The 22,043-nt window shown below is 68.4% G+C and carries 22 protein-coding genes; all 22 read left to right on the top strand.

The annotated features are described in order from the left end of the window. The 22 genes from fliJ (at position 1) to ACSYHF_RS09460 (ending at position 21,884) form a co-directional block, all read left to right on the top strand. Complete coding sequence (fliJ, locus tag ACSYHF_RS09565) at positions 1-468, top strand: flagellar export protein FliJ (protein WP_005416437.1); 468 nt, start codon at positions 1-3, stop codon at positions 466-468. Further along, positions 468-1,637, top strand: coding sequence for a flagellar hook-length control protein FliK (locus ACSYHF_RS09560; protein ID WP_447576371.1), 1,170 nt, complete (start codon positions 468-470; stop codon positions 1,635-1,637). Before fliJ ends, ACSYHF_RS09560 begins: the two co-directional genes overlap by 1 nt. Before the next feature lie 127 nt (positions 1,638-1,764). Beyond that, positions 1,765-2,280, top strand: a complete 516-nt coding sequence (locus ACSYHF_RS09555; RefSeq protein ID WP_005416435.1) for a flagellar basal body-associated FliL family protein — start codon at positions 1,765-1,767, stop codon at positions 2,278-2,280. A 10-nt stretch (positions 2,281-2,290) separates the two neighbouring features. Next, positions 2,291-3,295, top strand: coding sequence for a flagellar motor switch protein FliM (fliM, locus tag ACSYHF_RS09550; protein WP_005416434.1), 1,005 nt, complete (start codon positions 2,291-2,293; stop codon positions 3,293-3,295). Continuing rightward, positions 3,292-3,627, top strand: a complete 336-nt coding sequence (fliN, locus tag ACSYHF_RS09545) for a flagellar motor switch protein FliN (protein WP_005409543.1) — start codon at positions 3,292-3,294, stop codon at positions 3,625-3,627. The genes fliM and fliN overlap by 4 nt, the downstream gene beginning before the upstream one ends. A gap of 17 nt (positions 3,628-3,644) precedes the next feature. Continuing rightward, positions 3,645-4,043 (top strand): flagellar biosynthetic protein FliO, encoded by a 399-nt coding sequence (gene fliO / locus ACSYHF_RS09540; protein WP_447576432.1) that lies wholly within the window; start codon positions 3,645-3,647, stop codon positions 4,041-4,043. Position 4,044: 1 nt separating this feature from the next. After that, positions 4,045-4,824, top strand: coding sequence for a flagellar type III secretion system pore protein FliP (gene fliP, locus ACSYHF_RS09535; RefSeq protein ID WP_049460579.1), 780 nt, complete (start codon positions 4,045-4,047; stop codon positions 4,822-4,824). 59 nt (positions 4,825-4,883) lie between these two features. Beyond that, positions 4,884-5,153 (top strand): flagellar biosynthetic protein FliQ, encoded by a 270-nt coding sequence (locus tag ACSYHF_RS09530; protein WP_005413254.1) that lies wholly within the window; start codon positions 4,884-4,886, stop codon positions 5,151-5,153. Positions 5,154-5,166: 13 nt separating this feature from the next. Continuing rightward, the gene (gene fliR / locus ACSYHF_RS09525; protein WP_049460577.1) at positions 5,167-5,958 is read left to right on the top strand and encodes a flagellar biosynthetic protein FliR; all 792 of its coding nucleotides are present in this window, start codon (positions 5,167-5,169) and stop codon (positions 5,956-5,958) included. 167 nt (positions 5,959-6,125) lie between these two features. Further along, entirely contained in the window at positions 6,126-8,258 is a 2,133-nt protein-coding gene (locus tag ACSYHF_RS09520; RefSeq protein WP_065196749.1) for a putative bifunctional diguanylate cyclase/phosphodiesterase, read from the top strand. 204 nt (positions 8,259-8,462) lie between these two features. Then, positions 8,463-9,593 (top strand): flagellar biosynthesis protein FlhB, encoded by a 1,131-nt coding sequence (flhB, locus tag ACSYHF_RS09515; RefSeq protein WP_447576370.1) that lies wholly within the window; start codon positions 8,463-8,465, stop codon positions 9,591-9,593. Continuing rightward, positions 9,590-11,698, top strand: coding sequence for a flagellar biosynthesis protein FlhA (flhA, locus tag ACSYHF_RS09510; RefSeq protein WP_425604682.1), 2,109 nt, complete (start codon positions 9,590-9,592; stop codon positions 11,696-11,698). Before flhB ends, flhA begins: the two co-directional genes overlap by 4 nt. A gap of 146 nt (positions 11,699-11,844) precedes the next feature. Continuing rightward, positions 11,845-13,467 (top strand): flagellar biosynthesis protein FlhF, encoded by a 1,623-nt coding sequence (gene flhF / locus ACSYHF_RS09505; RefSeq protein ID WP_065196750.1) that lies wholly within the window; start codon positions 11,845-11,847, stop codon positions 13,465-13,467. Continuing rightward, positions 13,454-14,341, top strand: a complete 888-nt coding sequence (locus tag ACSYHF_RS09500) for a MinD/ParA family ATP-binding protein (protein ID WP_005416424.1) — start codon at positions 13,454-13,456, stop codon at positions 14,339-14,341. The genes flhF and ACSYHF_RS09500 overlap by 14 nt, the downstream gene beginning before the upstream one ends. Beyond that, complete coding sequence (locus tag ACSYHF_RS09495) at positions 14,338-15,081, top strand: RNA polymerase sigma factor FliA (RefSeq protein WP_005416423.1); 744 nt, start codon at positions 14,338-14,340, stop codon at positions 15,079-15,081. The genes ACSYHF_RS09500 and ACSYHF_RS09495 overlap by 4 nt, the downstream gene beginning before the upstream one ends. A gap of 57 nt (positions 15,082-15,138) precedes the next feature. Continuing rightward, positions 15,139-15,531, top strand: coding sequence for a chemotaxis response regulator CheY (gene cheY, locus ACSYHF_RS09490; protein ID WP_005413247.1), 393 nt, complete (start codon positions 15,139-15,141; stop codon positions 15,529-15,531). After that, positions 15,531-16,136, top strand: coding sequence for a protein phosphatase CheZ (locus ACSYHF_RS09485; RefSeq protein ID WP_005416422.1), 606 nt, complete (start codon positions 15,531-15,533; stop codon positions 16,134-16,136). The genes cheY and ACSYHF_RS09485 overlap by 1 nt, the downstream gene beginning before the upstream one ends. A 2-nt stretch (positions 16,137-16,138) precedes the next feature. Beyond that, on the top strand, positions 16,139-17,998 hold the full coding sequence (locus tag ACSYHF_RS09480) for a chemotaxis protein CheA (RefSeq protein WP_005416421.1): 1,860 nt from the start codon (positions 16,139-16,141) through the stop codon (positions 17,996-17,998). Between the two features lie 90 nt (positions 17,999-18,088). Further along, a complete protein-coding gene (locus tag ACSYHF_RS09475) occupies positions 18,089-18,829 on the top strand; it encodes a flagellar motor protein (RefSeq protein WP_049413360.1) in 741 nt (246 codons plus the stop codon). 1 nt (position 18,830) lies between these two features. Then, positions 18,831-19,847, top strand: a complete 1,017-nt coding sequence (motD, locus tag ACSYHF_RS09470; RefSeq protein ID WP_447576369.1) for a flagellar motor protein MotD — start codon at positions 18,831-18,833, stop codon at positions 19,845-19,847. A gap of 4 nt (positions 19,848-19,851) precedes the next feature. Next, positions 19,852-20,634, top strand: a complete 783-nt coding sequence (locus ACSYHF_RS09465; RefSeq protein ID WP_065184912.1) for a ParA family protein — start codon at positions 19,852-19,854, stop codon at positions 20,632-20,634. After that, the gene (locus ACSYHF_RS09460; protein ID WP_447576368.1) at positions 20,631-21,884 is read left to right on the top strand and encodes a chemotaxis protein CheW; all 1,254 of its coding nucleotides are present in this window, start codon (positions 20,631-20,633) and stop codon (positions 21,882-21,884) included. Before ACSYHF_RS09465 ends, ACSYHF_RS09460 begins: the two co-directional genes overlap by 4 nt. Positions 21,885-22,043 lie beyond the last annotated feature (159 nt).

The following is a 22,043-nucleotide window of genomic DNA, read 5'->3' as shown; positions in this document are numbered from 1 at the left end:
ATGAACCAGTCCAAGCGCATCGATCCCTTGCTCAAGCGAGCCCAGGAACATGAGGACGCAGTCGCCCGCGACCTGGCCGAACGCCAGCGCGTGCTCGACACCCATCTTTCGCGACTGGACGAACTGCGCCGCTATGCCGAGGAGTACGCCAACGCACAGATGGCGGCGACCAGCCCGGCACAGTTGCTCAACCGCCGCGCCTTCCTCGATCGACTGGACAGCGCGGTCGAGCAGCAGCAGGCCACGGTCAATGGCAACCGCGAGAAAGTGGAGGCCGAGCGCGCGCGCCTGATCCTGGCCAGCCGTGACAAGGCGGTGCTGGAGCAGCTGGCCGCCAGCTACCGGGCGCAGGAAAAGGTGGTGACCGACCGCCGCGACCAGCGCGAGATGGACGACATTGGTGCACGGCGTGCACGCCTGGTGCAGGCCGAAGACCAGGACGGCGCCGAGCAGGGAGGCCGCTCGTGATGCCCGCCCCGCTCGCCAGCAGCGCCAACACGGCCACGCCCGCCACCAGCAACAGTGCCGCACGTGCCTCGCGCAGCGAAGGCGGAAAGGACTTCAGCCAGCTGCTGCAGGGCGGTGCGCCCTGCGCGCCCGCGTCTGCGGGAAACGCCACGACGCCGACGCCATCCACGCCGAGCCCGCCATCGACTGCCGACAGCAATGGCCAGGCACCGGATGAACGCAATGCGGGCGCCGAAGCGGCAACCGCTGAAACGCCGTCGCTGCCGCCCGTTGCCGTGACCCCAGCGGGACCCGGCACCGAGAAGGACAAGCCCGCCGCGACCGAGGACGCCCCGTGGCCACCGCCCGGCCTGGCCGGCCTGGTGCTGGCGATGCCGATGCCTGCCGATCCGGCCGCTGCTCTGCCGACCACCGCTGCACCGGCGCTGGCCAGCGACGGTAGCGCGCTGCCTGCTGCTGCCCCCGCCACGAACCCGACACTGCCTGCAGACGCGCCGGCGACGGCCACCACAACCCCAGTGGCGGCTGACGCCAAACCGGCGGCGACCAGTGCGGACGATGCCACGGCGCTGCCACTGCCGGAGATGATCCTGCCCGGCAAGCGCAGCGAGCGCGGCGAAGGCAGTGACGTGGCCGCCGTTGGCGACCGCGCCAGCACACCCCTGCTGCACGCCCCGGCAGCAGCCGCCGTACAGGACCTCAAGGCGGCGCTCGCCGCCGGCAATGCGATCTTCAATGGCGAGCCGACGCCGAAACCCGTGCTGGGTGACGATGGCTTCGACCAGGCCATCGGCGCACGCCTGGGTTGGCTGGCCGACCAGAAGATCGGCCACGCCCACATCCGCCTGAGCCCGGACGACATGGGCCCGGTCGACGTGCGCCTGCAGTTGAACGGCGACAAGGTGCATGCCAGCTTCAGCAGCCCGCACGTGGACGTGCGGCAAGCGCTGGAAAGCAGCCTGCCGCGCCTGCGCGAGCTGCTGGGCGAACAGGGCTTCCAGCTGGCCCACGCCGATGTCGGCCACCAGTCACCGGGTGGTGAGGGCAATGCGCCGGGCCAGCCCGGTGGCAGCGGCATCATCGGCGACGGAGAACCGACGCCGGGCGATGCCAGCGTGTCGTCGGCGCAGTTGATCCGCCAGCGCGGACTGCTGGACGCCTACGCCTGACAGCCGTGCCGACCAGGGTCGGCACCCACCAGCGCAGGTTTCCGACGGAATTCCGTCGCATCCCGCTGCCCGGCCTTCGGCACGCCCCTTGCATATCCCGGTGAAGCAACCCTCAGGAGCTTCACCCGTGGCCGCAGCCGCTGACAAAACCAAGAAGACCGCAGAGAAGGACAAGGCCGCCAAGCCGCGTAGTCCGATCCTGATCACCGCGCTGGTGGCCGTACTGGCCGCCGCTGCCGCCGGTGGCGGCGTGTGGTTCTTCACCCAGTCCAAGCACGAAGAGAAGACCGCGCAGGCGCCGAAGAAGAGCGCGACCCCAGCCCCGGCACAGTACTTCGCGCTGGACCCGGCCTTCGTGGTCAACCTCAATGGCCCGGTCGACGGCCCGCGTTACCTGCAGCTGGAGGTCCAGCTGATGACCCGCGACCCGGCCGCGCTGGAAGCGATCAAGACCCACGCCCCGGCCATCCGTGCGCGCCTGCTGATGCTGTTCTCGCAGGTCAGCCCGGACCAGATCGCCGATGTCGCCGGCAAGCAGAAGCTGCAGGCCGCCTCATTGGCCGAGGTGCAGAAGGTACTCAAGGCCGAGACCGGCAGCAACGGCGCCGACGATCTGCTGTTCACCAGCTTCGTGACCCAGTAAGGGCCCACCGATGAATGATCTGCTGTCCCAGGACGAGATCGATGCCCTGCTCCACGGCGTGGACAGTGGCGCGGTCGAGACCGATGCGGAACCCCCGTCAGGCGAAGCGCGCTCGTACGACTTCGCCAGCCAGGACCGCATCATCCGTGGTCGCATGCCGACCCTGGAAATGGTCCATGAGCGCTTCGCGCGCCTGTGGCGGATCGGCCTGTTCAACCTGATCCGCCGCTCGGCCGAACTGTCGGTGCGCGGCATCGAACTGATCAAGTTCAACGACTACATGCACTCGCTGTATGTACCGACCAACCTGAACCTGATCCGCTTCAAGCCGCTGCGCGGCACCGGCCTGATCGTGTTCGAGCCGACCTTGGTGTTCGCCATCGTCGACAATTTCTTCGGCGGCGACGGGCGCTACCCCACCCGCATCGAGGGCCGCGAGTTCACGGCTACTGAAATGCGGGTCATCCACCTGCTGTTGAAGCAGACCTTCGCCGATCTGCGCGAAGCGTGGGCACCGGTGATGGATGTCGACTTCGAGTACATCAACTCGGAGATCAACCCGCATTTCGCCAACATCGTGACCCCGCGCGAATATGTGGTGGTGTGCCGACTGCACGTCGAGCTCGACGGTGGCGGCGGCGACATCCACGTCACCCTGCCCTACTCGATGCTGGAACCGATCCGCGAACTGCTCGACGCCGGCATCCAGAGCGACCGCAACGACCGCGACGAGAGCTGGGGCAAGACCCTGCGTGAGCAGCTCAACGTCGCCGAAGTCACCCTGTCCAGCGTGCTGGCCAGCAAGCGCATGACCCTGCGCGACCTGACCCAGCTGAAGGTCGGCGACATCCTGCCGATCGAGCTCAGCCCGCAGGTGCCGCTATGCGTGGAGAACATCCCCGTGTTCACCGGCGAGTTCGGCATCGCCAACGGCATGAACGCCGTGAAGATCACCGCTACCCATCCGCCGGGCACCCGCCCGCGCGTACCCGTCATCCAGGAAGACCCGCAATGAACGATATCGACGCCCTCGAACCGACCCCGGCCCAGTTCAGCAGCCTGCAGGCCGATGAGGCGAATGGTCCGGACCTGAACCTGGACGTGATCCTCGATGTGCCGGTGACCCTGTCGCTGGAAGTCGGTCGTGCCCGCCTGCCGATCCGCAACCTGCTGCAGCTCAACCAGGGGTCGGTGGTGGAACTGGAGCGCGGTGCAGGCGAATCTCTGGACGTGTTCGTCAACGGCACCCTGATCGCCCACGGCGAAGTGGTGGTGATCAACGACCGCTTCGGCGTGCGCCTGACCGACGTGGTCAGCCCCAGCGAGCGTATCCGGAGACTGCGTTGAGCCTGCTGGCCTCCACCCTGCTGGCGGTCGGCAAGGCCGCCGCGCCGATCGGCCCGCAGGTCGGCCAGCATGCGGCCGCCGCACCCAGCCTGTTCGGTGCGGTGCTGGCGCTGCTGGCGGTGCTGGCGCTGGTGATCGGCCTGGGCTGGCTGCTCAAGCGCATGCCTGGCAGCGGCTTCCGCCCGGCCGAAGGCATGAAGCTGGTAGCCAGCCTCAGTGTCGGCGCCAAGGAGCGCGTGGTGGTGGTGGAGGTCAATGGCCAGCAACTGCTGCTGGGCGTCACCGCCGGCGGCATCAATACCCTGCATATCCTGCCCGAGCCGCTGCCGCCACCGGCACCGGTGCGCGTGCCGGACTTCAAGAACCTGCCGAATTTCGCCCAGCTGCTGCAGCAGCGGCTGCGCAAGGATCCCTGACATGCGTGTCACCCGTACCCGACTTGCCACCCTGATGCCGTGGCTGCTGTTGCTTGCCCTGTGCCTGTTGCCGGCGCTGGCGTTGGCCGCGCCCGGCGCTCCGGCCACCCCTCTGCCGGACGTCAACGTCGGCAAGATCGGCGGCCAGCCGGTCAGCCTGCCGCTGCAGACCCTGCTGCTGATGACCGCGATCACCCTGATCCCGTCGATGCTGCTGGTGCTGACCTCGTTCACCCGCATCATCATCGTGCTGGGCCTGCTGCGCCAGGCGCTGGGCACCGGCCAGACGCCGTCCAACCAGGTGCTGCTGGGCCTGGCCCTGTTCCTCACCGCGATGGTGATGATGCCGACCTGGGACAAGGCGTGGAGCGCGGGCATGGCGCCCTACCTCAACGGCGACATCGACTTCCAGACCGCATGGACGCTGACCACGCAGCCACTGCGCGGCTTCATGCTGGCGCAGATCCGCGAGACCGACCTGATGACCTTTGCCGGCATCGCCGGGCATGGCACCTACGCCAGCCCCGACGCGATCCCGTTCCCGGTGCTGGTCGCTTCGTTCGTCACCAGTGAACTGAAGACCGCCTTCGAGATCGGATTCCTGATCTTCATCCCGTTCGTGATCATCGACCTGGTCGTTGCCAGCGTGCTGATGTCGATGGGCATGATGATGCTGTCGCCGATGCTGGTATCGGCGCCCTTCAAGATCCTGCTGTTCGTGCTGGTCGATGGCTGGGTGCTGACCGTGGGTACGTTGGCGGCGAGCTTCAATCCGGCCTGATATCCCCCGTAACGCGCAGTCGAGCAGGGCTCGACTCTACATGAGCAGATGGAATCCGAATGTCTCCCGAACTTGCCTTGACTGAACTGCGTGGCGGCCTGATCACCGTGTTGTGGGTGGCCGGCCCGCTGCTGCTCACCGTACTGGTGGTGGGCGTGGTGGTTGGTGTCGTGCAGGCCGCGACCCAGCTCAACGAACCGACCATCGCCTTCGTCGCCAAGGCGGCAGCGCTGACCGCAGTGCTGTTCGCGCTGGGCAGCTTGCTGATCGGCCACCTGGTTGAATTCACCACGCTGCTGTTCCAGCGCATCCCACACCTGATCGGCTAGGACACGCGCTTCGATGGACGCCGCCACCCAGATGGCTGCCGACGGCCTTCAGGCCTTCGGCATGATCGGCACCGTACTGTGGACCATGCTGCGCATCGGCGCTGTGGCCATGGCCATGCCCATGGTCGGGACCCGCGCCGTCCCGTCACGGGTGCGCGTGGTGCTGGCTGGCACCCTGGCCATCGCCCTGGCACCGCTGCTGCCCCCGGTGCCGGACTGGACCGGCTTCGACGCCGCCACGGTGCTGACCATCGCGCGCGAGCTGGCCATCGGCGTATCCATCGGCTTCCTGCTGCGGCTTGTGTTCGAAGCCGGTGCGATGGCGGGCGAACTGATCGCGCAGGGCACCGGCCTGGCCTTCGCGCAGATGAGCGACCCGCTGCGCGGGGGTACCTCCGGCGTGATCGGACAGTGGTTCTATCTGCTGTTCGGGCTGCTGTTCTTCACCGCCAACGGCCACCTGGCGCTGATCTCGCTGCTGGTGGACAGCTATCGCGCGCTGCCGATTGGCGCCCCGCTGCCTGATCCCCATGCCTTCTTCAGCATCGCTCCGACCTTCCTGCTGACCGTGCTGCGCGGTGCGCTGACCCTGGCCATCCCGCTGACCGTGGCGATGCTGGCGGTGAACCTGGCCTTCGGTGTCCTGGCGCGAGCCGCCCCTGCGCTGAACCCGATCCAGCTGGGCCTGCCGGTTTCGCTGCTGCTGGGCCTGTTCCTCCTGGCGCTGCTGGCCGGGGAAATGGGGCCGCCGGTACAGCGCCTGTTCGACGCCGCCTTCCAGGCCGCGGACGCGGTCACACGCTGACCCGGTCATCACGTATTGCCGCTTGAAGTCCCCCCCGGTCTGCGCGTTAGAGTGAATGCGCGGCAACCGGGGGGATGCCGCACCTGGCCGGCGCCCGTTCGCGTTGGCCTGCCTCATGCATGCCCCACCGTGGTTTCCGTCGACAGGCAGGTCCGGGAGACTGACGAATGCTGGTAGGCACGTACAACCCGTGGCTGGTGGCGATCTCGCTGCTGGTTGCCGTGATGGCGTCGTACACGGCGCTGGCCATGGCAGGACGCACGGTCACCGCCCCGGGCAGGGCAGCCGCCTGGTGGTGGCGCCTGGGGGGCGGATTCGCCATGGGCCTGGGTGTCTGGTCGATGCACTTCATCGGCATGCTGGCCTTCGATCTGCCCATTGCACTGGGCTACGACCTGCCCATCACCCTGCTCTCGCTGGCCCTGGCGATCGCCTCGTCGGTGTTCGCACTGTGGCTGGTCTCACTGCGTACCCTGCCCCATCCTCGATTGGCCGGTGGTGCCCTGCTGATGGGCACCGGCATTGCCGGCATGCACTACGTCGGCATGGCAGCGATGCGCATGCAGCCCGGGATCGACTACGACCCGGGCTGGCTGCTGCTCTCCCTGGTGGTGGCGGTGGCCGCTTCGTGGACCGCGCTGTACGTGGCGTTCCGCCTGCGCGCGCAGCGCACCCGCGTCGGTGACCGGTTGGCGGCCGCCGGCCTGCTCGGCCTGGCCATCGTCGGCATGCACTACACCGGCATGGCCGCCGCGCGTTTCCCGGAAGGCAGCATCTGCGGCGCCGCGGTCGGTGATGGCCTGCAGAGCGAGTGGCTGGCGATGCTGGTGGTGGTGTTGACGGTTGCGATCCTGGCGGTGGTGCTGGTGGTCTCGTGGCTGGACCAGCGTGTGGAGGCGCAGCTGCTGCGGCTTCGCAACTCGATGCTGAGCACCTCGTTGACCGATGCCCAGCAGGAATTGACCCAGGCCGCACTGCACGACCCGCTGACCCGCCTGCCGAACCGCCTGCTGCTGCAGCGGCGCATCGTGCAGGCGCTGGCCGAAGCCGAACAGGGCGGCAGCCGTTTCGCGGTGATGTTCATGGACCTGGACGGATTCAAGCAGGTCAATGATGCCTACGGCCATCAGGCCGGCGACGCACTGCTGGTGGCGGTGGCCGAGCGTACCCGCCAGCTGCTCCGGCCCAACGACATGCTGGCCCGTCTGGGCGGTGACGAATTCGTGCTGGTGGTGCGCATCGAGCACGACGAGGACCTGCCCACCCTCGCCCGGCGCATCCTGCAGGCGGTGGGCAGCGGCCCGTTGCTGCCGGACAACGAACTTCAAGTGACCGCCAGCATCGGCGTGGCGATCTGCCCCGACCACGCTGCCAGCGAGCGCCAGCTGATGGCCTTCGCCGACGCGGCGATGTACCAGGCCAAGGAATCCGGACGCAACGCCTTCGTGCTGTTCGCCGACTGGATGAACGACAGTGCCGAGCAGCAGTTCCGGCTGCTGGCCGACCTGCGCCGTGCGATCGGCAGCGAGCAGCTGTTCCTGCACTATCAGCCGAAGATCCGCGTGGCCACCCAGAAGGTGGCCGGTGCCGAAGCGCTGATCCGCTGGAAACACCCGGAGCACGGACTGATCCCACCGGACCGCTTCATCCGCCTGGCCGAACGCAGCGGCGCGATCAACGAGATCGGTCGCTGGGCACTGGACCAGGCCTGCCAGCAGCTGCGGCGCTGGCGCGACGCCGGGCATGAAGGCTGGTCGATGTCGGTGAACCTGTCGCCGGTGCAGTTCAGTTCGCCACACCTGCTGCAGGATGTGCGTGAAGTGATCGAACGCTATGGCATTGCCCCGCGCCACCTGGTGCTGGAGATCACCGAAAGCACGGTCATGCGCGATACCGATACCAGCCTTCGCCTGCTGCAGGCGCTGTCGGCGCTGGGCGTGGGCATCTCCATCGATGATTTCGGAACCGGCTATTCCAGCCTGCTGTACCTGAAGCGGCTGCCCGCCACGGAGATCAAGATCGACCACGCGTTCGTGCGTGACCTGGAACACAGTGCGGAGGACGTGGTGATCGTCTCGGCGATCGTGGCGCTGGGCCATGCACTGGACATGGACATCGTCGCCGAGGGCGTGGAAACCGCCGCGCAGCGCGCCTACCTGGAGCGCCTGGGCTGCGACTTCCTGCAGGGGTACCTGCTCGGCCGCCCGGTCGACGCGGCGCGCTTCATGCAACTGCACGACCTGCCCCGGCCGCGGGTGGAACTGGCGCAGAGCCCACCGCCGCAACACCCGCCCGGCTGACACCGGGCCGCGCGCGCCCCATCACGCAACAGTTCCTGCGACACGTTCCTGTAGAGCCGAGCCGACGCTCGGCTGCGCTTCTCGCCTGGACCCAACCGCAGCCGAGCGTGGGCTCGACCCTACAACACCGGCGGTCGGCAGCACCACGCCACGCGTGGAACAGTTCTTGCACTCACCTGGGCAACCCCTGCCGCAGTGCCCGTGATGTCCGAGAACGAATCCGCCGGCGAAAAGACCGAACAACCGACCGAAAAACGCCTGCGCGACGCCCGCGAACAGGGCAACCTGCCGCGCTCGCGCGAGCTCGGCACGGCCGCCGTGTTCGGCGCCGGCGTGCTGGCGGTGATGGCCATGAGTGGCTCGATCGGACGCGGCGCCAGCGCCTGGATGAAGCAGGCGCTGAGCCCGGAACAGAGCCTGCGGCAGAACCCGAAGGAACTGTTCGGCCACTTCGGCGACCTGCTGCTGCAGTTCATGCTGGTGATCGCACCGCTGGTGCTGGTCTGCCTGCTGGCCAGCTTCGTCGCCCCGCTGGTGATGGGCGGCCTGCGCTGGTCGCAGAAGGCGTTGATGCCCGACATCAACCGCATGAACCCGATGAGCGGGCTCAAGCGCCTGTACGGCCCGGAGGCCATTGCCGAGTTCACCAAGTCGCTGCTGCGCGTGGCCTTCGTCGGTGTGGCCGCCGGCCTGGTGGTCTGGACCGGCTTTGACACCCTGCGCGGGCTGATCCACCACCCGCTGGAGACCGCCATCACCGACGGCCTCGGCTTCACCCTGCGCCTGCTGCTGGCCACCGCCGGCGCCATGCTGGTGCTGGCCGCCATCGACGCCCCATACCAGCGCTGGAACTGGATGCGCAAGCTGAAGATGACCCGTGAAGAACTGCGCCGGGAAATGAAGGAAAGCGAAGGCAGCCCCGAGGTGAAGGGCCGCATCCGCCAGCTGCAGCAGCAGATGGCCAACCGCCGGATGATGGAAGCGGTGCCCACCGCCGACGTGGTGGTGGTCAACCCCACCCATTACGCGGTGGCCCTGAAGTACGAAGGCGGCGCCATGAACGCTCCCACCGTGGTCGCGCTGGGCGTGGACGAGACCGCCCTGCGCATCCGTGAAGTGGCCGACGGCAACAAGGTCGCGATCGTCTCCGCCCCGCCTTTGGCACGCGCCTTGTATCGGGAAGGCCAACTCGGAAAGGAAATTCCCGTGAGACTGTATTCGGCCGTCGCCCAGGTCCTGTCCTACGTCTATCAGCTGCGCGCCTGGCGCACTGGCCCGATGCCGGACGCCCCGCAGATCCAGGTGGATGAATTCGGCAAGGGAGGCCGCCCGTGAGCGCCCAGCCCGCCACCGGATTCAACACCCGCCGCGCCCTGGAAATGATCCGCCAGGGCCTTGGCGCGCCGCTGATCGTGCTGGCCCTGCTGGCCATGGTCGTGGTGCCACTGGCCGCGCCTGTCCTCGATGCGCTGTTCACCTTCAACATCGCCATCTCGCTGATGGTGCTGCTGGCGGTGGTCTACGTGAAGCGCCCGCTGGATTTCACCATCTTCCCGATCGTGCTGTTGATCACGACCATGCTGCGGCTGGCGCTGAACGTGGCCTCCACCCGCGTGATCCTGCTCAATGGCCAGAACGGGCACGATGCCGCGGGCAAGGTCATCGCCGCCTTCGGTGAATTCGTGATCGGCGGCAACTACGCGGTCGGCATCGTGGTCTTCGCAATCCTGACCATCATCAACTTCGTGGTCATCACCAAGGGCGCCGGCCGCGTCTCGGAAGTGACCGCGCGCTTCATCCTGGACGCGATGCCCGGCAAGCAGATGGCGATCGACGCCGACCTCAACGCCGGTTTGCTGACGCGTGAAGAAGCCAAGCTCCGCCGCGAGGAAGTCCGCGAGGAAGCCGACTTCTACGGTGCGATGGACGGTGCCAGCAAGTTCATCCGCGGCGACGCCATCGCCGGCATCCTGATCCTGTTCATCAACATGCTCGGCGGCCTGGCCGTGGGCGTGCTGCAGCATGGCATGCCGTTCGGCGAAGCCGCCGCCACCTATACCCTGCTGTCGATCGGTGACGGCCTGGTGGCACAGCTGCCGGCGCTGCTGGTCTCCAGCGCGGTGGCGATGCTGGTCACCCGCGCCTCGCGCTCGCAGGACATGGCCCAGGCCATGACCGGGCAGGTGTTCGGCCAGTACCGGGCGCTGGCGATCACCGCCGGCATCATCGGCCTGGTGGGCCTGGTGCCGGGCATGCCCAACGTCGCTTTCCTGACGCTGGCCTCGATCCTTGGCTTCATCGCCTGGAAGCTGTATCGCAAGACCAAGGCACCGGCTGCCGATGCGACAGGCAGTGGCACCGATGCCGCCGCGCTCACTGCGCTCGGCCGCCCGACCGCCGCGGCCCCCACCGCCGAACTGAGCTGGGACGAACTGCGCCCGGTCGATCCGCTGGGCCTGGAGGTCGGCTATCGGCTGATTCCGCTGGTGGACAGCAACCAGGGCGGCGAACTGATGGCGCGCATCAAGGGTGTGCGTCGCAAGCTGACCCAGGATGTCGGCTTCCTGATCCCGTCGGTGCACATCCGCGACAACCTGGAATTGCCCGCCAACGGCTACCGCGTGCTGGTGCACGGCGTACCGGTGGCCACCGCCGAGATCCACCCCGACCGCGAGCTGGCCCTGGATCCAGGCAGCGCGCTCGGCGCACTGGAGGGCATTGCCGGCAAGGATCCCGCGTTCGGCCTGGATGCCACCTGGATCCAGCCGCACCAGCGCGCCCAGGCCGAAACGCTGGGCTACACGGTGGTCGACCCGGCCACCGTGGTCGCCACCCATCTGTCGCACTTGATCCGCGAACACGCGCCGGAACTGCTCGGCCACGAAGAAGTGCAGCACCTGCTGGCCAACCTGGCCAAGAGCGCGCCCAAGCTCGTCGAAGATCTGACGCCCAAGGCGCTGCCGCTGTCGGCGGTGGTGCGCGTGCTGCAGAACCTGCTGGTGGAGCGCATTCCGATCCGCCAGCTGCGCAAGATCGCCGAAGCGCTGGTCGAACATGCGCCCGCCAGCCAGGACCCGGCCGTGCTGACCGCCGCGGTGCGCACCGCACTGGGCCGCTTCATCGTGCAGGAGATCGCCGGAATGTCGGCGGAGCTGCCGGTGTTCACCCTCAACCCGCAATTGGAACGTGTCTTGCAGGAGTCCACGCAGGGCAACGGCGCCGCGCTGGAACCCGGACTCGCTGAGCGACTGCACCAGAGCCTGGCCGAATGTGTCAGCAAGCAGGAAGCCCGCAACGAGCCCGCGGTCGTGCTGGTACCTGGCCCGGTGCGCGCCGCGCTGGCCCGCCTGGTCCGCCACAGCGTTCCGTCGCTGTCGGTCCTGGCCTACAGCGAGGTGCCGGAGGACAAGCGCCTGAAGCTGGTCGGAACGATCAGCTGACGCCCGCCCGCCGATGCGCCAGAAAACAGACACCACTTTCGAACCAACGCAACTGACAGACACCAAGGGGAACCCGCACCGTGCAGACCACCGACCACCCGAGTTCCCCGACCGCCACCCCGCCGTCTTCGCCCCGTGACCACAGCATGAAAATCAAACGATTCGTCGCCGCCGACATGCGCTCGGCCATGAACCTGGTGCGCAAGGAACATGGTCCTGACGCCGTGATCCTGTCCAACCGCCGGATCGAGGAAGGCATCGAGATCGTCGCCGCCGCCAACTACGACGAGAGCGCGGTACAGCGTGCACTGGAAGCCTCGCGCCGTGACGTCGCACCGCCGCCGGCACCCAAGCCGCGCACCGCCGCCGACGCGGTGATCGCCGCCGTCACCCGCCGCCGCAGCAGCACCCCGGCACCGGAACCGGTTGCCGCCACCACCTCGGCGGTGGCCGCCCTCGCCCGTGCAGCAGTGGGCGCTACCGGCCGCACCCTGGACAGCGCCGACGAGATCGTGCCGACCCGCGGCAGCACCGGCTTTGCCGCCACGCTGGCACGCGCCGCCGTCAATGAGCCGGCGCTGCCGGACCAGATCTTCGCCCCGTTCGCCGAAGCCATCGTCGCACCGGCACCCGCCAGCGCCACGCCGGCCAACCGCGCCCGCTTCCAGATCGACCCGCCGCACGAGGCGCATCACGAAAGCGCGGCCCCGGCCGTGCAGCCGCCGCCGCTGCCGACCGCAGCCCTGGCCGAAACGCAGCCGGAGGTCGCCGCAAGCGAACCGGCGTTGGCCGATGCCACCGTCGAAACCGCACCGACGCCGACGCTTGCCCCAGCCCCGGTCCTGACCGTGGTCGCCCAGGACGACGCCGAGATCCGCCAGCTGCGCCAGGAAGTGGCCGGCATGCGCCAGGTGATCGAGCGCGAAATGAACCGCTTCACCGACGAGCGCCTGCGCGGCTGCCCGGTGCGCGCCACCGCGCTGGACCTGATGGACGAGTACGGCTTCGATGCTGGCCTGGCCCGCGACGTCGCCATGCAGATTCCGCTGGAGACCGAGGCGCACCGAGGCCGCGGCCTGATGCTGGGGCTGATCTCGCGCAAGCTGCCGATCGCCCCGGTCGACCCGCTGGAGGAAGGCGGCGTGATCGCGCTGGTAGGCCCGACCGGCGCCGGCAAGACCACCACCATCGCCAAGCTGGCCTCGCGCTTCGCCGAGAAGCACGCGCCGCGTGACGTCGCCCTGGTCACCACCGACACCACCCGCATCGGCGCCCGCGAGCAGCTGTATGGCTATGGCAGGCAGCTCGGCATCGCCGTCCACGAGGCCAACAGCGGCACCGACCTGGACCAGCTGCTGGAACGCCTGAAGGACTACAAGCTGGTACTGATCGACACCGCCGGGCTGGGCCCGCGCGACCGCGCGCTGGCCGCCCAGCTGCAGTGGCTGCGCGCCGCCCGCCAGGTGCGCACCCTGCTGGTGCTGCCGGCCAACACCAGCTTCGGCGACATGGACGAGGTGGTCCGCCGCTTCGGTGCCGCCAACCTGCAGGGCCTGGTGCTGAGCAAGCTGGACGAAACCGGCCGCTTCGGCAACGCCCTGTCGGTGGCCGTGGACCATGCCCTGCCGATCACCTGGGTGACCGATGGCCAGGACGTTCCGGACGACCTGCACCGGGCAAGTGCGGCCAATCTCGTACTTCGCCTTGAAGATTTGCGCCGAGCGGCCGATATGCCCTGCAACCCGGAGTTGAACCATGCCGTCGCGTGAGTACGCCAAGCTGACCAAGACCTTCCCGCTGTCGGCCACCCGCAGCGAGCCGCTCGGCCCTGTGCGCACCATCGCCGTGACCGGCGGCAAGGGCGGCGTGGGCAAGACCAACGTGTCGGCCAACCTGGCCGTGGCGCTGGCCGGCATGGGCAAGCGCACGCTGCTGCTGGACGCCGACCTCGGCCTGGCCAACATCGACGTGATCCTGGGCTTGAACCCCACCTTTACGCTGGCCGACCTGGTGGCCGGCCGCTGCTCGCTGGACGATGTCATCGTCGAAGGCCCGAACGGCGTGCTGGTGGTCCCGGCCGCGTCCGGCCGCCGGCACATGGCCGAGCTGGCCCCGGCCGAGCACGTCGGCCTGGTCAACGTGTTCTCCGAGCTGGAGCGCGAGCTGGACATCATGGTGGTGGACACCGCCGCGGGCATCACCGACGGCGTGCTGACCTTCTGCCAGGCCGCGCAGGACACCGTGGTCGTGGTCTGTGACGAGCCGGCGTCGATCACCGACGCCTACGCGCTGATCAAGGTGCTGTCGCGTGAACGGGGCGTGGACCGCATCCAGGTGGTGGCCAACATGGTGCGCGACCCCAACGAGGGCCGCGTGCTGTACGAGAAGCTGACCCGCGTCTGCGAGAAGTTCCTCGCCGATGTCTCGCTGAACTACCTGGGCTGCGTGCCGCAGGATGACTGGCTGCGCCTGTCGGTGCAGCGCCAGCAGCCGGTGGTGAAGGCCTACCCGTCCAGCCCGTCCGCACTGGCGATCACCGAGATCGCGCGCCGCACGGCCCGCTGGCAGGCGCCGACCGAACCACGCGGCGGCGTCGAGTTCTTCCTCGAACGCATCCTCAAGCAGCGCGGGGTGGCGGCATGAAAGGCGCGGCCCAGTACAGGGAAGTCCAGCGCTCGGCAGCCAACGAGGTCATCGCCCAGCACTCGGACCTGGTGCGGCGCATCGCCCACCATCTGGCCGCGCGCCTGCCGGCCAGCGTCGAAGTCGACGACCTGATCCAGGCGGGCATGATGGGCCTGATCGAGGCTTCGCGCAGCTACGACGCCGACCAGGGCGCCTCGTTCGAGACCTATGCCTCGATCCGTATCCGTGGCTCGATGATCGACGAGATCCGCCGTGGCGACTGGGTGCCGCGCTCGGTGCACCGCCGTGCACGCGATGCTGCGGCCACCATCCGCCGCCTGGAACAGAGCAGCGGCCGCGCCGCCAGCGCCACCGAAGTGGCCGCCGCGATGGAGATGCCACTGCCCGAATACCTGCGCCTGATGGAAGACGCCGCGCGTGGCCAGGTGCTGAGCCTGGAGTCGCGCATTGAGGACCAGGGCGAGCTGGACACGGTCGCACAGGGTGGCCCGACCCCGCAGCAGGTGCTGGAGCGCAGCGAGTTCGGCCGCGAGCTGGGCAAGGCCATCGGCCATCTGCCCGAGCGCGAACAGCTGGTGCTCTCGCTCTACTACGAGCAGGAACTCAACCTGAAGGAGATCGGCGCGGTGCTAGGCGTAAGCGAGTCGCGGGTCTGCCAGATCCACGGCCAGGCCGTGCTGCGCCTGCGCGGCCGGCTGAAGGTATTCGAGGCCGTCGACGCCGGCCTCGAAGAATGAACATCCCCGAGGCAGCTGCCCCCGGCCGCCCGGAATGAACAACAAAGGAACTCTGCTTTGAACAAGAACATGCGCATCCTGATCGTCGACGACTTCTCGACCATGCGTCGCATCGTCAAGAACCTGCTGGGCGATCTGGGCTTCACCAACACCGCCGAAGCCGAGGACGGGCATGCCGCGCTGTCGCTGCTGCAGAGCCAGCCGTTCGATTTCGTGGTCACCGACTGGAACATGCCGGTCATGACCGGCATCGAGCTGCTCAAGGCGATTCGTGCCGACGCCAAGCTGAAGACCCTGCCGGTGCTGATGGTCACCGCCGAAGCCAAGCGCGAGCAGATCATCGAAGCGGCCCAGAACGGCGTGAACGGCTACATCATCAAGCCGTTCACCGCGCAGACGCTGGAAGAGAAGCTCGGCAAGATCTTCGAACGCCTGGCGGCCAGTGCCTGATGGATACCACGGTCGACAGGAATGCCCTCGCCCTGCGCCTGCAGGAAGCACTGGACGCACTGGAGTCCGGTGACGAAACCGCCTGGCGGCAACGCATCGACGGACTGGTCGCGCTGCGCACGCAGCCGATGATGAGCGGCCTCTCGCGGCTGGCCCGCGAGCTCGGGCAGGCCCTGGGTGAACTGCCGACCGTGCCCAGCGAGGCCGGCGAACTGGACGATGCCTGCGCACGCCTGGACCACGTGGTGGCGATGACCGAACAGGCAACGCACCGCACCCTGGACCTGGCCGAGGAATGCCGCAGCCTGACCGAACAGCTGCGCGCCGAAGGCCTGCAGCCGGGCCAGGATGCACAGCTCGAGCGCATCCGCCACAACCTCACCGAGATCGCCCTGACCCAGAGCTACCAGGACCTGACGGGGCAGATCATCCGTCGCGTGGTCGGCATCGTCCGCCGTGTGCATGAGGGCTTCGGCGCGCTCGGCCTGCCGCCGGAACAGCATCGCACCGATCCGGAACTGGCCGGGCCGGCACTGAAGGGACTGGACCGCCACGCGGTCTCGCAGAACGACGCCGACGACCTGCTGTCGGACCTGGGGCTGTAAGCATGAGCGCGGTATCCGACGACATCACTGCCGATTTCATCATCGAGGCGCAGGAAATCCTGGATCGCCTGGGCGAACAGCTGGTGTCGCTGGAGCAGGCACCACAGGACACCGAGCAACTCAACGCGGTGTTCCGGGGCTACCACACGCTCAAGGGCGGCGCCGGCTTCCTCGGCGTCACCGCCATGGTCGAGTTGTGCCACGCCGCCGAAGAAGCGCTGGGCATCGCGCGCGCGGGCCAGGCCGTGCTGCAGGCCCATCACTTCGATGCCGCCCAGCAATCGCTGGACTACCTGCAAGCGATGCTGGATGCAGTTTCCTCCGGCACCGAGCCGGGCTATGCGCCGCCGGAGCTGATCGCCCAGTTCGACATGCATGGCGGTGCCGTGGCTGCACCCGCCGCCGCAGCAGCTCCCGCTGCGGGTGGCAGCGACCTGATCACCGACGACGAGTTCGAGGCCCTGCTCGACCAGCTGCACGGCGGCAACGCACCGACTGCGGTGGCGCCGGCAAGGAAGGCCGACGACGGCCTGATCAGCGAAGACGAGTTCGAAGCCCTGCTCGACCAGCTGCACGGTGGCGCCGCACCCGGCGCCAAGCCCATCGCTGCGGCAGCGCCCGCACCGATCGCGGCACCACGCCCACTGGCCGCACCGGCCGCACCGGCACCTGCAGCGGCGACCAAGCCGGCCGCCAAGCCGCTGGCCGAGGCCGAACACACCGTGCGCGTGGACACCAAGCGCCTGGACGCGATCGTCAATCTGATCGGCGAACTGGTGCTGTCACGCAACCGGCTCAAGACCCTGCGTGCGCGCCTGCGCGACGAGGAACTGGACCGCGCCGTGTCCACCCTGGACATCGCCACCGCGCGCCTGCAGTCGGCGGTGATGCGTACCCGCATGCAGCCGGTGGGCAAGGTCTTCTCGCGCTTCCCCAAGGTCGCCCGAGACGTTGCCCGCTCGCTGAAGAAGGAAGTGGACCTGGAGCTGATCGGCGCCGAGACCGAGCTCGACCGCAACCTGGTCGAAGCGCTGGCCGACCCGCTGGTGCACCTGGTCCGCAACGCCATCGACCATGGCGTGGAAATGCCCGACCTGCGCGAAGCACAGGGCAAGCCGCGGATGGGCCATGTGCGGTTGTCGGCGCAGCAGGAAGGTGACTACGTCAGCATCGAGGTGCAGGACGATGGCGCCGGCATCGACCCGGAAAAGCTGCGCGCGAAGGCACGCGAGAAGGGCCTGATCGATCCGGAGGCCGCCGCCCGCCTGAGCAGCGAGGAGTGCCTGCACCTGGTGTTCCTGCCCGGCTTCTCGACCAAACAGCAGGTCACGGATATCTCCGGCCGCGGCGTTGGCATGGACGTGGTGCAGTCGCGCATCCGCGAACTGAGTGGCCAGATCCAGATCCAGTCGGAGCTGGGCCGCGGCAGCCGCTTCCTGATCCGAGTGCCGCTCACCCTGGCGATCCTGCCGACCCTGCTGGTGCAGGCCGGCGAAGACGTCTATGCGCTGCCGCTGGCGCGCGTGATGGAAGTGCTGCACGCACCGCGCACCTCGCTGGGCTGGTTCGATGGCCGCGCCGTGCTCGACCGCCGTTCGCACACGCTGCCACTGGTCGATCTGCGCCAGTGGCTGGATGTGACGCCCGCCGCGTCGACCCTGCTGACCATCGTGGTGCTGCAGGCCGGCGAAGCGCGCTTCGGCCTGGTCGTGGACCAGGTCCGTGGGCGCGAGGAAGTGGTCATCAAGCCACTGCCGAAAGCCCTGCGTGGCCTGCGCGGTTACGCCGGTGCAACCCTGATCGGCGATGGTCGCATGGCGCTGATCCTGGATGTGGACGGCCTGCGCAGCCCGCACGACTGACCCGCTTGCTGAACCCGTAAAACCGTGAAGTCGCACCAGTAGCCCGTACCGGTGTCTCAAGTCCCATTCATACAAGCCGATACCGGATCCATGGATAGACTCAGCCTCATTGGACTCTTTCTCGCCCTGGCCTCGCTGGTCGGCGGCAGCATCCTCAAGGGCGCCGGCCTGGCGTCGCTGTGGTCGCCTGCGGCGTTCGTGATCGTCATCGTCGGCACCGTCGCCGCGATCCTGCTGCACACCTCGCCGGCGGTGTTCAAGCACGCGTTCAGCATCGTGCGCTGGGTCGTGCGTCCACCGCACAGCGACCGCCGCGAGCTGATCCAGCAGATCGTCGAGTGGAGCAACATCGCCCGCCGCCAGGGCCTGCTGGGCCTGGAATCGCAGGTGGAAGCACAGCAGGACCCGTTCCTGCGCAAGGGCCTGCAGCTGCTGGTGGACGGCGTCGAGCCCGAATCCATGCGGCACATGCTGGAAATCGAACTGGGCAGCCAGGAGCACCAGGACCAGGCCGGCGCCAAGGTGTTCGAGGCGATGGGCATCTATGCACCGACGCTCGGCATCATCGGTGCCGTGCTGGGCCTGATCGCGGTGATGAAGAACCTGGCCGACCCGAGCAAGCTCGGCCACGGCATCGCCGCCGCGTTCACCGCCACCATCTACGGCATCGCTTCGGCCAACCTGCTGTTCCTGCCGATCGCCGCCAAGCTCAAGAGTGTGATCTCGCACAACACGCGCGACCGCGAGATGGTCATCGAAGGCCTGATCTCGATCGCCCAGGGCGAGAACCCGCGCAACATCGAAACCAACCTCTCCGGCTTCCTGCACTGACATGGCCCGCCGCAAGCACCACGAAGAGCACGCCAACCACGAAGCATGGGCGATCCCCTATGCCGACCTGATGACGCTGCTGCTCGCCTTCTTCGTGGTCATGTATGCAATCTCCTCGGTGAACGAGGGCAAGTACCGGATCATGGCCGACGCGCTGACCGATGCCTTCGGTGGCGCACCGCGCACCATCAACCCGGTGCAGGTGGGCAACAAGCAGGTGCAGGGCGGCGGCTGGGACAGCCCCTCGGTGATCAAGTCCGGCACCAAGATCGGTCCCTCCGCGCCGGCGCCCTCGCACGACCCGACCCTGCTGCCGTCGATGGCCTCGCAGATGCGCATGCCGGTGTCGGTGCACAACCAGGAGCAGATCGCCCGTGCCGAGCGCCAGCTCAACACGATTGCCGATCGCCTCACCGCCGCACTGGCGCCGCTGATCGACCGCGGCATGATCAGCGTGCGCCGCACCGAACTGTGGATCGAAGTCGAGATCAACAGCGACATCCTGTTCCCCACCGGCTCGGCCGCGCTTGACGTGCATGCGCGGCAGACCCTGGCCAGCCTGGCCGAGGTGCTGCGCGACGTGCCCAACAGCGTGCGCGTGGAAGGCCACACCGACAACGTGCCGATCGCCACCGCCACTTTCCCGTCGAACTGGGAACTGTCGGCCGGGCGCGCAGCCAGCGTAGTGCACCTGTTCGCCGACCAGGGCGTGCAGCCGTCGCGGCTGGCGATGGTCGGCTATGGCCAGTTCCGCCCGCGCGAAGACAACGACAGCGCGCAGGGCCGCAACCGCAACCGCCGGGTGATGGTCATCATCCTGGCCGACACGTCGCACTCGGTGGATCCGCTCGGCCAACGCCTGAACGCAGCCACCGGCGCCACCGACAGCACCGTCACCGAACAGGCCGACGCAACTCCGGCCAGCGCCCCCACCTCCCCCATCGCACCGGTGAAGTTGCCGCCGGTGCCGGCTGGCAGCCGCGTCGGCGCCGCCGTTCCCCCGGCAATGAAGGAGTAATCCGATGCGCATCTGGGCAGTCGCCAACCAGAAGGGCGGAGTCGGCAAGACCACCACCACCCTCGCCCTCGGCCGCGGCCTGGCCGCGCTCGGCCATCGCGTGCTGCTGATCGACCTCGATCCGCATGCCTCGCTCAGCCGCGCCTTCGGCGTGCCGGTGGACCCGCCGCCGGCCGGCGTACTGGAATTGTTCGGCACACCGCCAGCGGACCTGTCCAGCCTGTGCCATGCCAGCAACATCCATGGCCTGGACTACGTCTGCGCACAGTCGGCGCTGGCCACGCTGGAACGCCGCAGCGCCAACCAGCCCGGCCTCGGCCTGGCCCTGCAGAACGCGCTGGCGCGCCACCAGGGCCAGCACGACTACATCCTGCTGGACTGCGCACCCACCCTCGGCCTGCTGATGATCAACGCACTGGCTGCCGCCGATCGCCTGATCATCCCGACCCAGGCCGAGCCCCTGGCCCTGCACGGCCTGGATGGCATGGTCCGCACCGGCGAGATGGTCGAGCGTTCGCGCCGCCGCCTGCTGCCGATCTCGATCCTGCCGACCCTGTTCGACCGACGCACCCGCGCCGGCAACGAGTCGCTGCGCACCATGCAGGACCGCCATGGCAGCCGCGTGTGGGAAGACGCCATTCCGATCGATACCCGCATCAGCAACGCCGCCGGGCTGACCCTGCCGAGCGCCGGCGAGGACTACCCGGGCCGTGGCCTGGCCGCCTACCGGCGCGCCTTGAACTGGATCCTCGGCGAGGATGCCCGCGCCCTGGAGCAGGCCGCATGAACAGCACCGGCATCCTCGACGATTACCTGGACGAACTGCTGGGCGAAGCGATGGTCGCGCCGCCGCCTGCCGTGCTGCCGCACGCAGGCGCCGGGCAAGGCCCGGCGATCGAAGCAGTCGCCGAACGCGAACCGACCTGGGACGACCTGCCGGCCGAAGTGATCTACGAAACCGAAACCATCGCCGCCACGCCGAGCGGGGACAGCGCTGCGCTGGAAGCCGCCTTCGAGAGCGCCGCACCACCCACGCGCGAACCCACCTGGGATGACCTGCCCGCCGAGGTGATCTACGAAACAGAATCCGTCGCCGCCGCGCAAAGCCGGGACGACGCAGCACTGGAAGCGGCCTTCGAGAGCGCTGCCGCTTCCGGTAGCGCTGGGCAGGGTCCGGCGGGAGAAGCGGTTTCCGAACGCGAGCCGACCTGGGATGACCTGCCTGAGGAGGTCATCCACGAAACCGCGCCGGCACCCGCCGTCGTTGCAAACGCCGGTCCGGAACCTACCTGGGACGACCTGCCGGACGAGGTGATCTACGAGACCGATCCGGCCGACAGCCATCGCCTCGCCCACACCGACAGCCCCGGCCTGCAGGCCGCGTTCGAAGCGGCCGCCGGTGGCGAAGACGTAGCCGCGCCACCGCCCGCCGTGGTCGCAGCTCCGGTGGCCCCGACGGTTGCACCTGCAGCCCCGGCCGCGCGCACCGCCACTCCGCCGCCGCGCGCCGCCGTCGATGCCCCGGCAGGCAACCGTCCCGGCACCTGGCAGGAGCTGCAGGCGCAGGCCCACCAACCGGCTCGCAGCCCGCATCCGCAGAACCGACGCGCCGGCGAACGCACTTCACGCTGGCTGCGCCTTCGCTGCGGTACCCAGGCCTATGCGCTGGAACTGCTGAAGGTGCAGGAAGTGGTGCTGCCGGTGCCGCTGCTGCCACTTCGTGGCACTGCAGCGGCCATGCTCGGCATCATGAACCTGCGCGGCCAGGTGGTACCGGTGATGGATCTGGGCCTGCACCTTGGCGCCGCGGCCGCCGAAGACGACGCACAGACCCGCATCGTGGTCCTGGAGGAGGACGGCGAAACCATCGGCCTGCGCGTGTCAGCGGTCGAAGATGTCGCCAACCTCACCGATTCGCAGATCGAACCGCCCGATACCGCGCGCATCTGCCAGATCTCAAACGACCTGTTCCGCGGCGTGGCCCGGGTCAGCCAGCGGCCGATGATCCTGCTCGACGCCACCCGGCTGTTGAGCTGAGCCGCCAAGAAAAAGGGGACGGAGGGAATTAAGTCGCAACTGACCCGGCGCTTTGCGCCGATGGATCAACACCTTACGTCCCCACTGCGCGGTCGCCGTTGCCGAGGGAGCTGCAGTAGAGCCAGGTCGATTGCGACTTAATTCCCTCCGTCCCCTTTT

This window comes from Stenotrophomonas maltophilia group sp. P373 (assembly GCF_053295075.1).
Note: the sequence above shows the minus strand (reverse complement) of the source record. Positions and strands in the feature narration are given on the sequence as shown.

Bases quoted from the DNA above. Each gene is read 5' to 3' on its own strand.
- fliJ (WP_005416437.1), top strand. From the start codon at position 1: ATGAACCAGTCCAAGCGCATCGATCCCTTGCTCAAGCGAGCCCAGGAA.
- ACSYHF_RS09560 (WP_447576371.1), top strand. From the start codon at position 468: ATGCCCGCCCCGCTCGCCAGCAGCGCCAACACGGCCACGCCCGCCACC.
- fliM (WP_005416434.1), top strand. From the start codon at position 2,291: ATGAATGATCTGCTGTCCCAGGACGAGATCGATGCCCTGCTCCACGGC.
- fliN (WP_005409543.1), top strand. From the start codon at position 3,292: ATGAACGATATCGACGCCCTCGAACCGACCCCGGCCCAGTTCAGCAGC.
- fliP (WP_049460579.1), top strand. From the start codon at position 4,045: ATGCGTGTCACCCGTACCCGACTTGCCACCCTGATGCCGTGGCTGCTG.
- ACSYHF_RS09530 (WP_005413254.1), top strand. From the start codon at position 4,884: ATGTCTCCCGAACTTGCCTTGACTGAACTGCGTGGCGGCCTGATCACC.
- fliR (WP_049460577.1), top strand. From the start codon at position 5,167: ATGGACGCCGCCACCCAGATGGCTGCCGACGGCCTTCAGGCCTTCGGC.
- ACSYHF_RS09520 (WP_065196749.1), top strand. From the start codon at position 6,126: ATGCTGGTAGGCACGTACAACCCGTGGCTGGTGGCGATCTCGCTGCTG.
- flhB (WP_447576370.1), top strand. From the start codon at position 8,463: ATGTCCGAGAACGAATCCGCCGGCGAAAAGACCGAACAACCGACCGAA.
- flhF (WP_065196750.1), top strand. From the start codon at position 11,845: ATGAAAATCAAACGATTCGTCGCCGCCGACATGCGCTCGGCCATGAAC.
- ACSYHF_RS09500 (WP_005416424.1), top strand. From the start codon at position 13,454: ATGCCGTCGCGTGAGTACGCCAAGCTGACCAAGACCTTCCCGCTGTCG.
- ACSYHF_RS09495 (WP_005416423.1), top strand. From the start codon at position 14,338: ATGAAAGGCGCGGCCCAGTACAGGGAAGTCCAGCGCTCGGCAGCCAAC.
- ACSYHF_RS09485 (WP_005416422.1), top strand. From the start codon at position 15,531: ATGGATACCACGGTCGACAGGAATGCCCTCGCCCTGCGCCTGCAGGAA.
- ACSYHF_RS09480 (WP_005416421.1), top strand. From the start codon at position 16,139: ATGAGCGCGGTATCCGACGACATCACTGCCGATTTCATCATCGAGGCG.
- ACSYHF_RS09475 (WP_049413360.1), top strand. From the start codon at position 18,089: ATGGATAGACTCAGCCTCATTGGACTCTTTCTCGCCCTGGCCTCGCTG.
- motD (WP_447576369.1), top strand. From the start codon at position 18,831: ATGGCCCGCCGCAAGCACCACGAAGAGCACGCCAACCACGAAGCATGG.
- ACSYHF_RS09465 (WP_065184912.1), top strand. From the start codon at position 19,852: ATGCGCATCTGGGCAGTCGCCAACCAGAAGGGCGGAGTCGGCAAGACC.
- ACSYHF_RS09460 (WP_447576368.1), top strand. From the start codon at position 20,631: ATGAACAGCACCGGCATCCTCGACGATTACCTGGACGAACTGCTGGGC.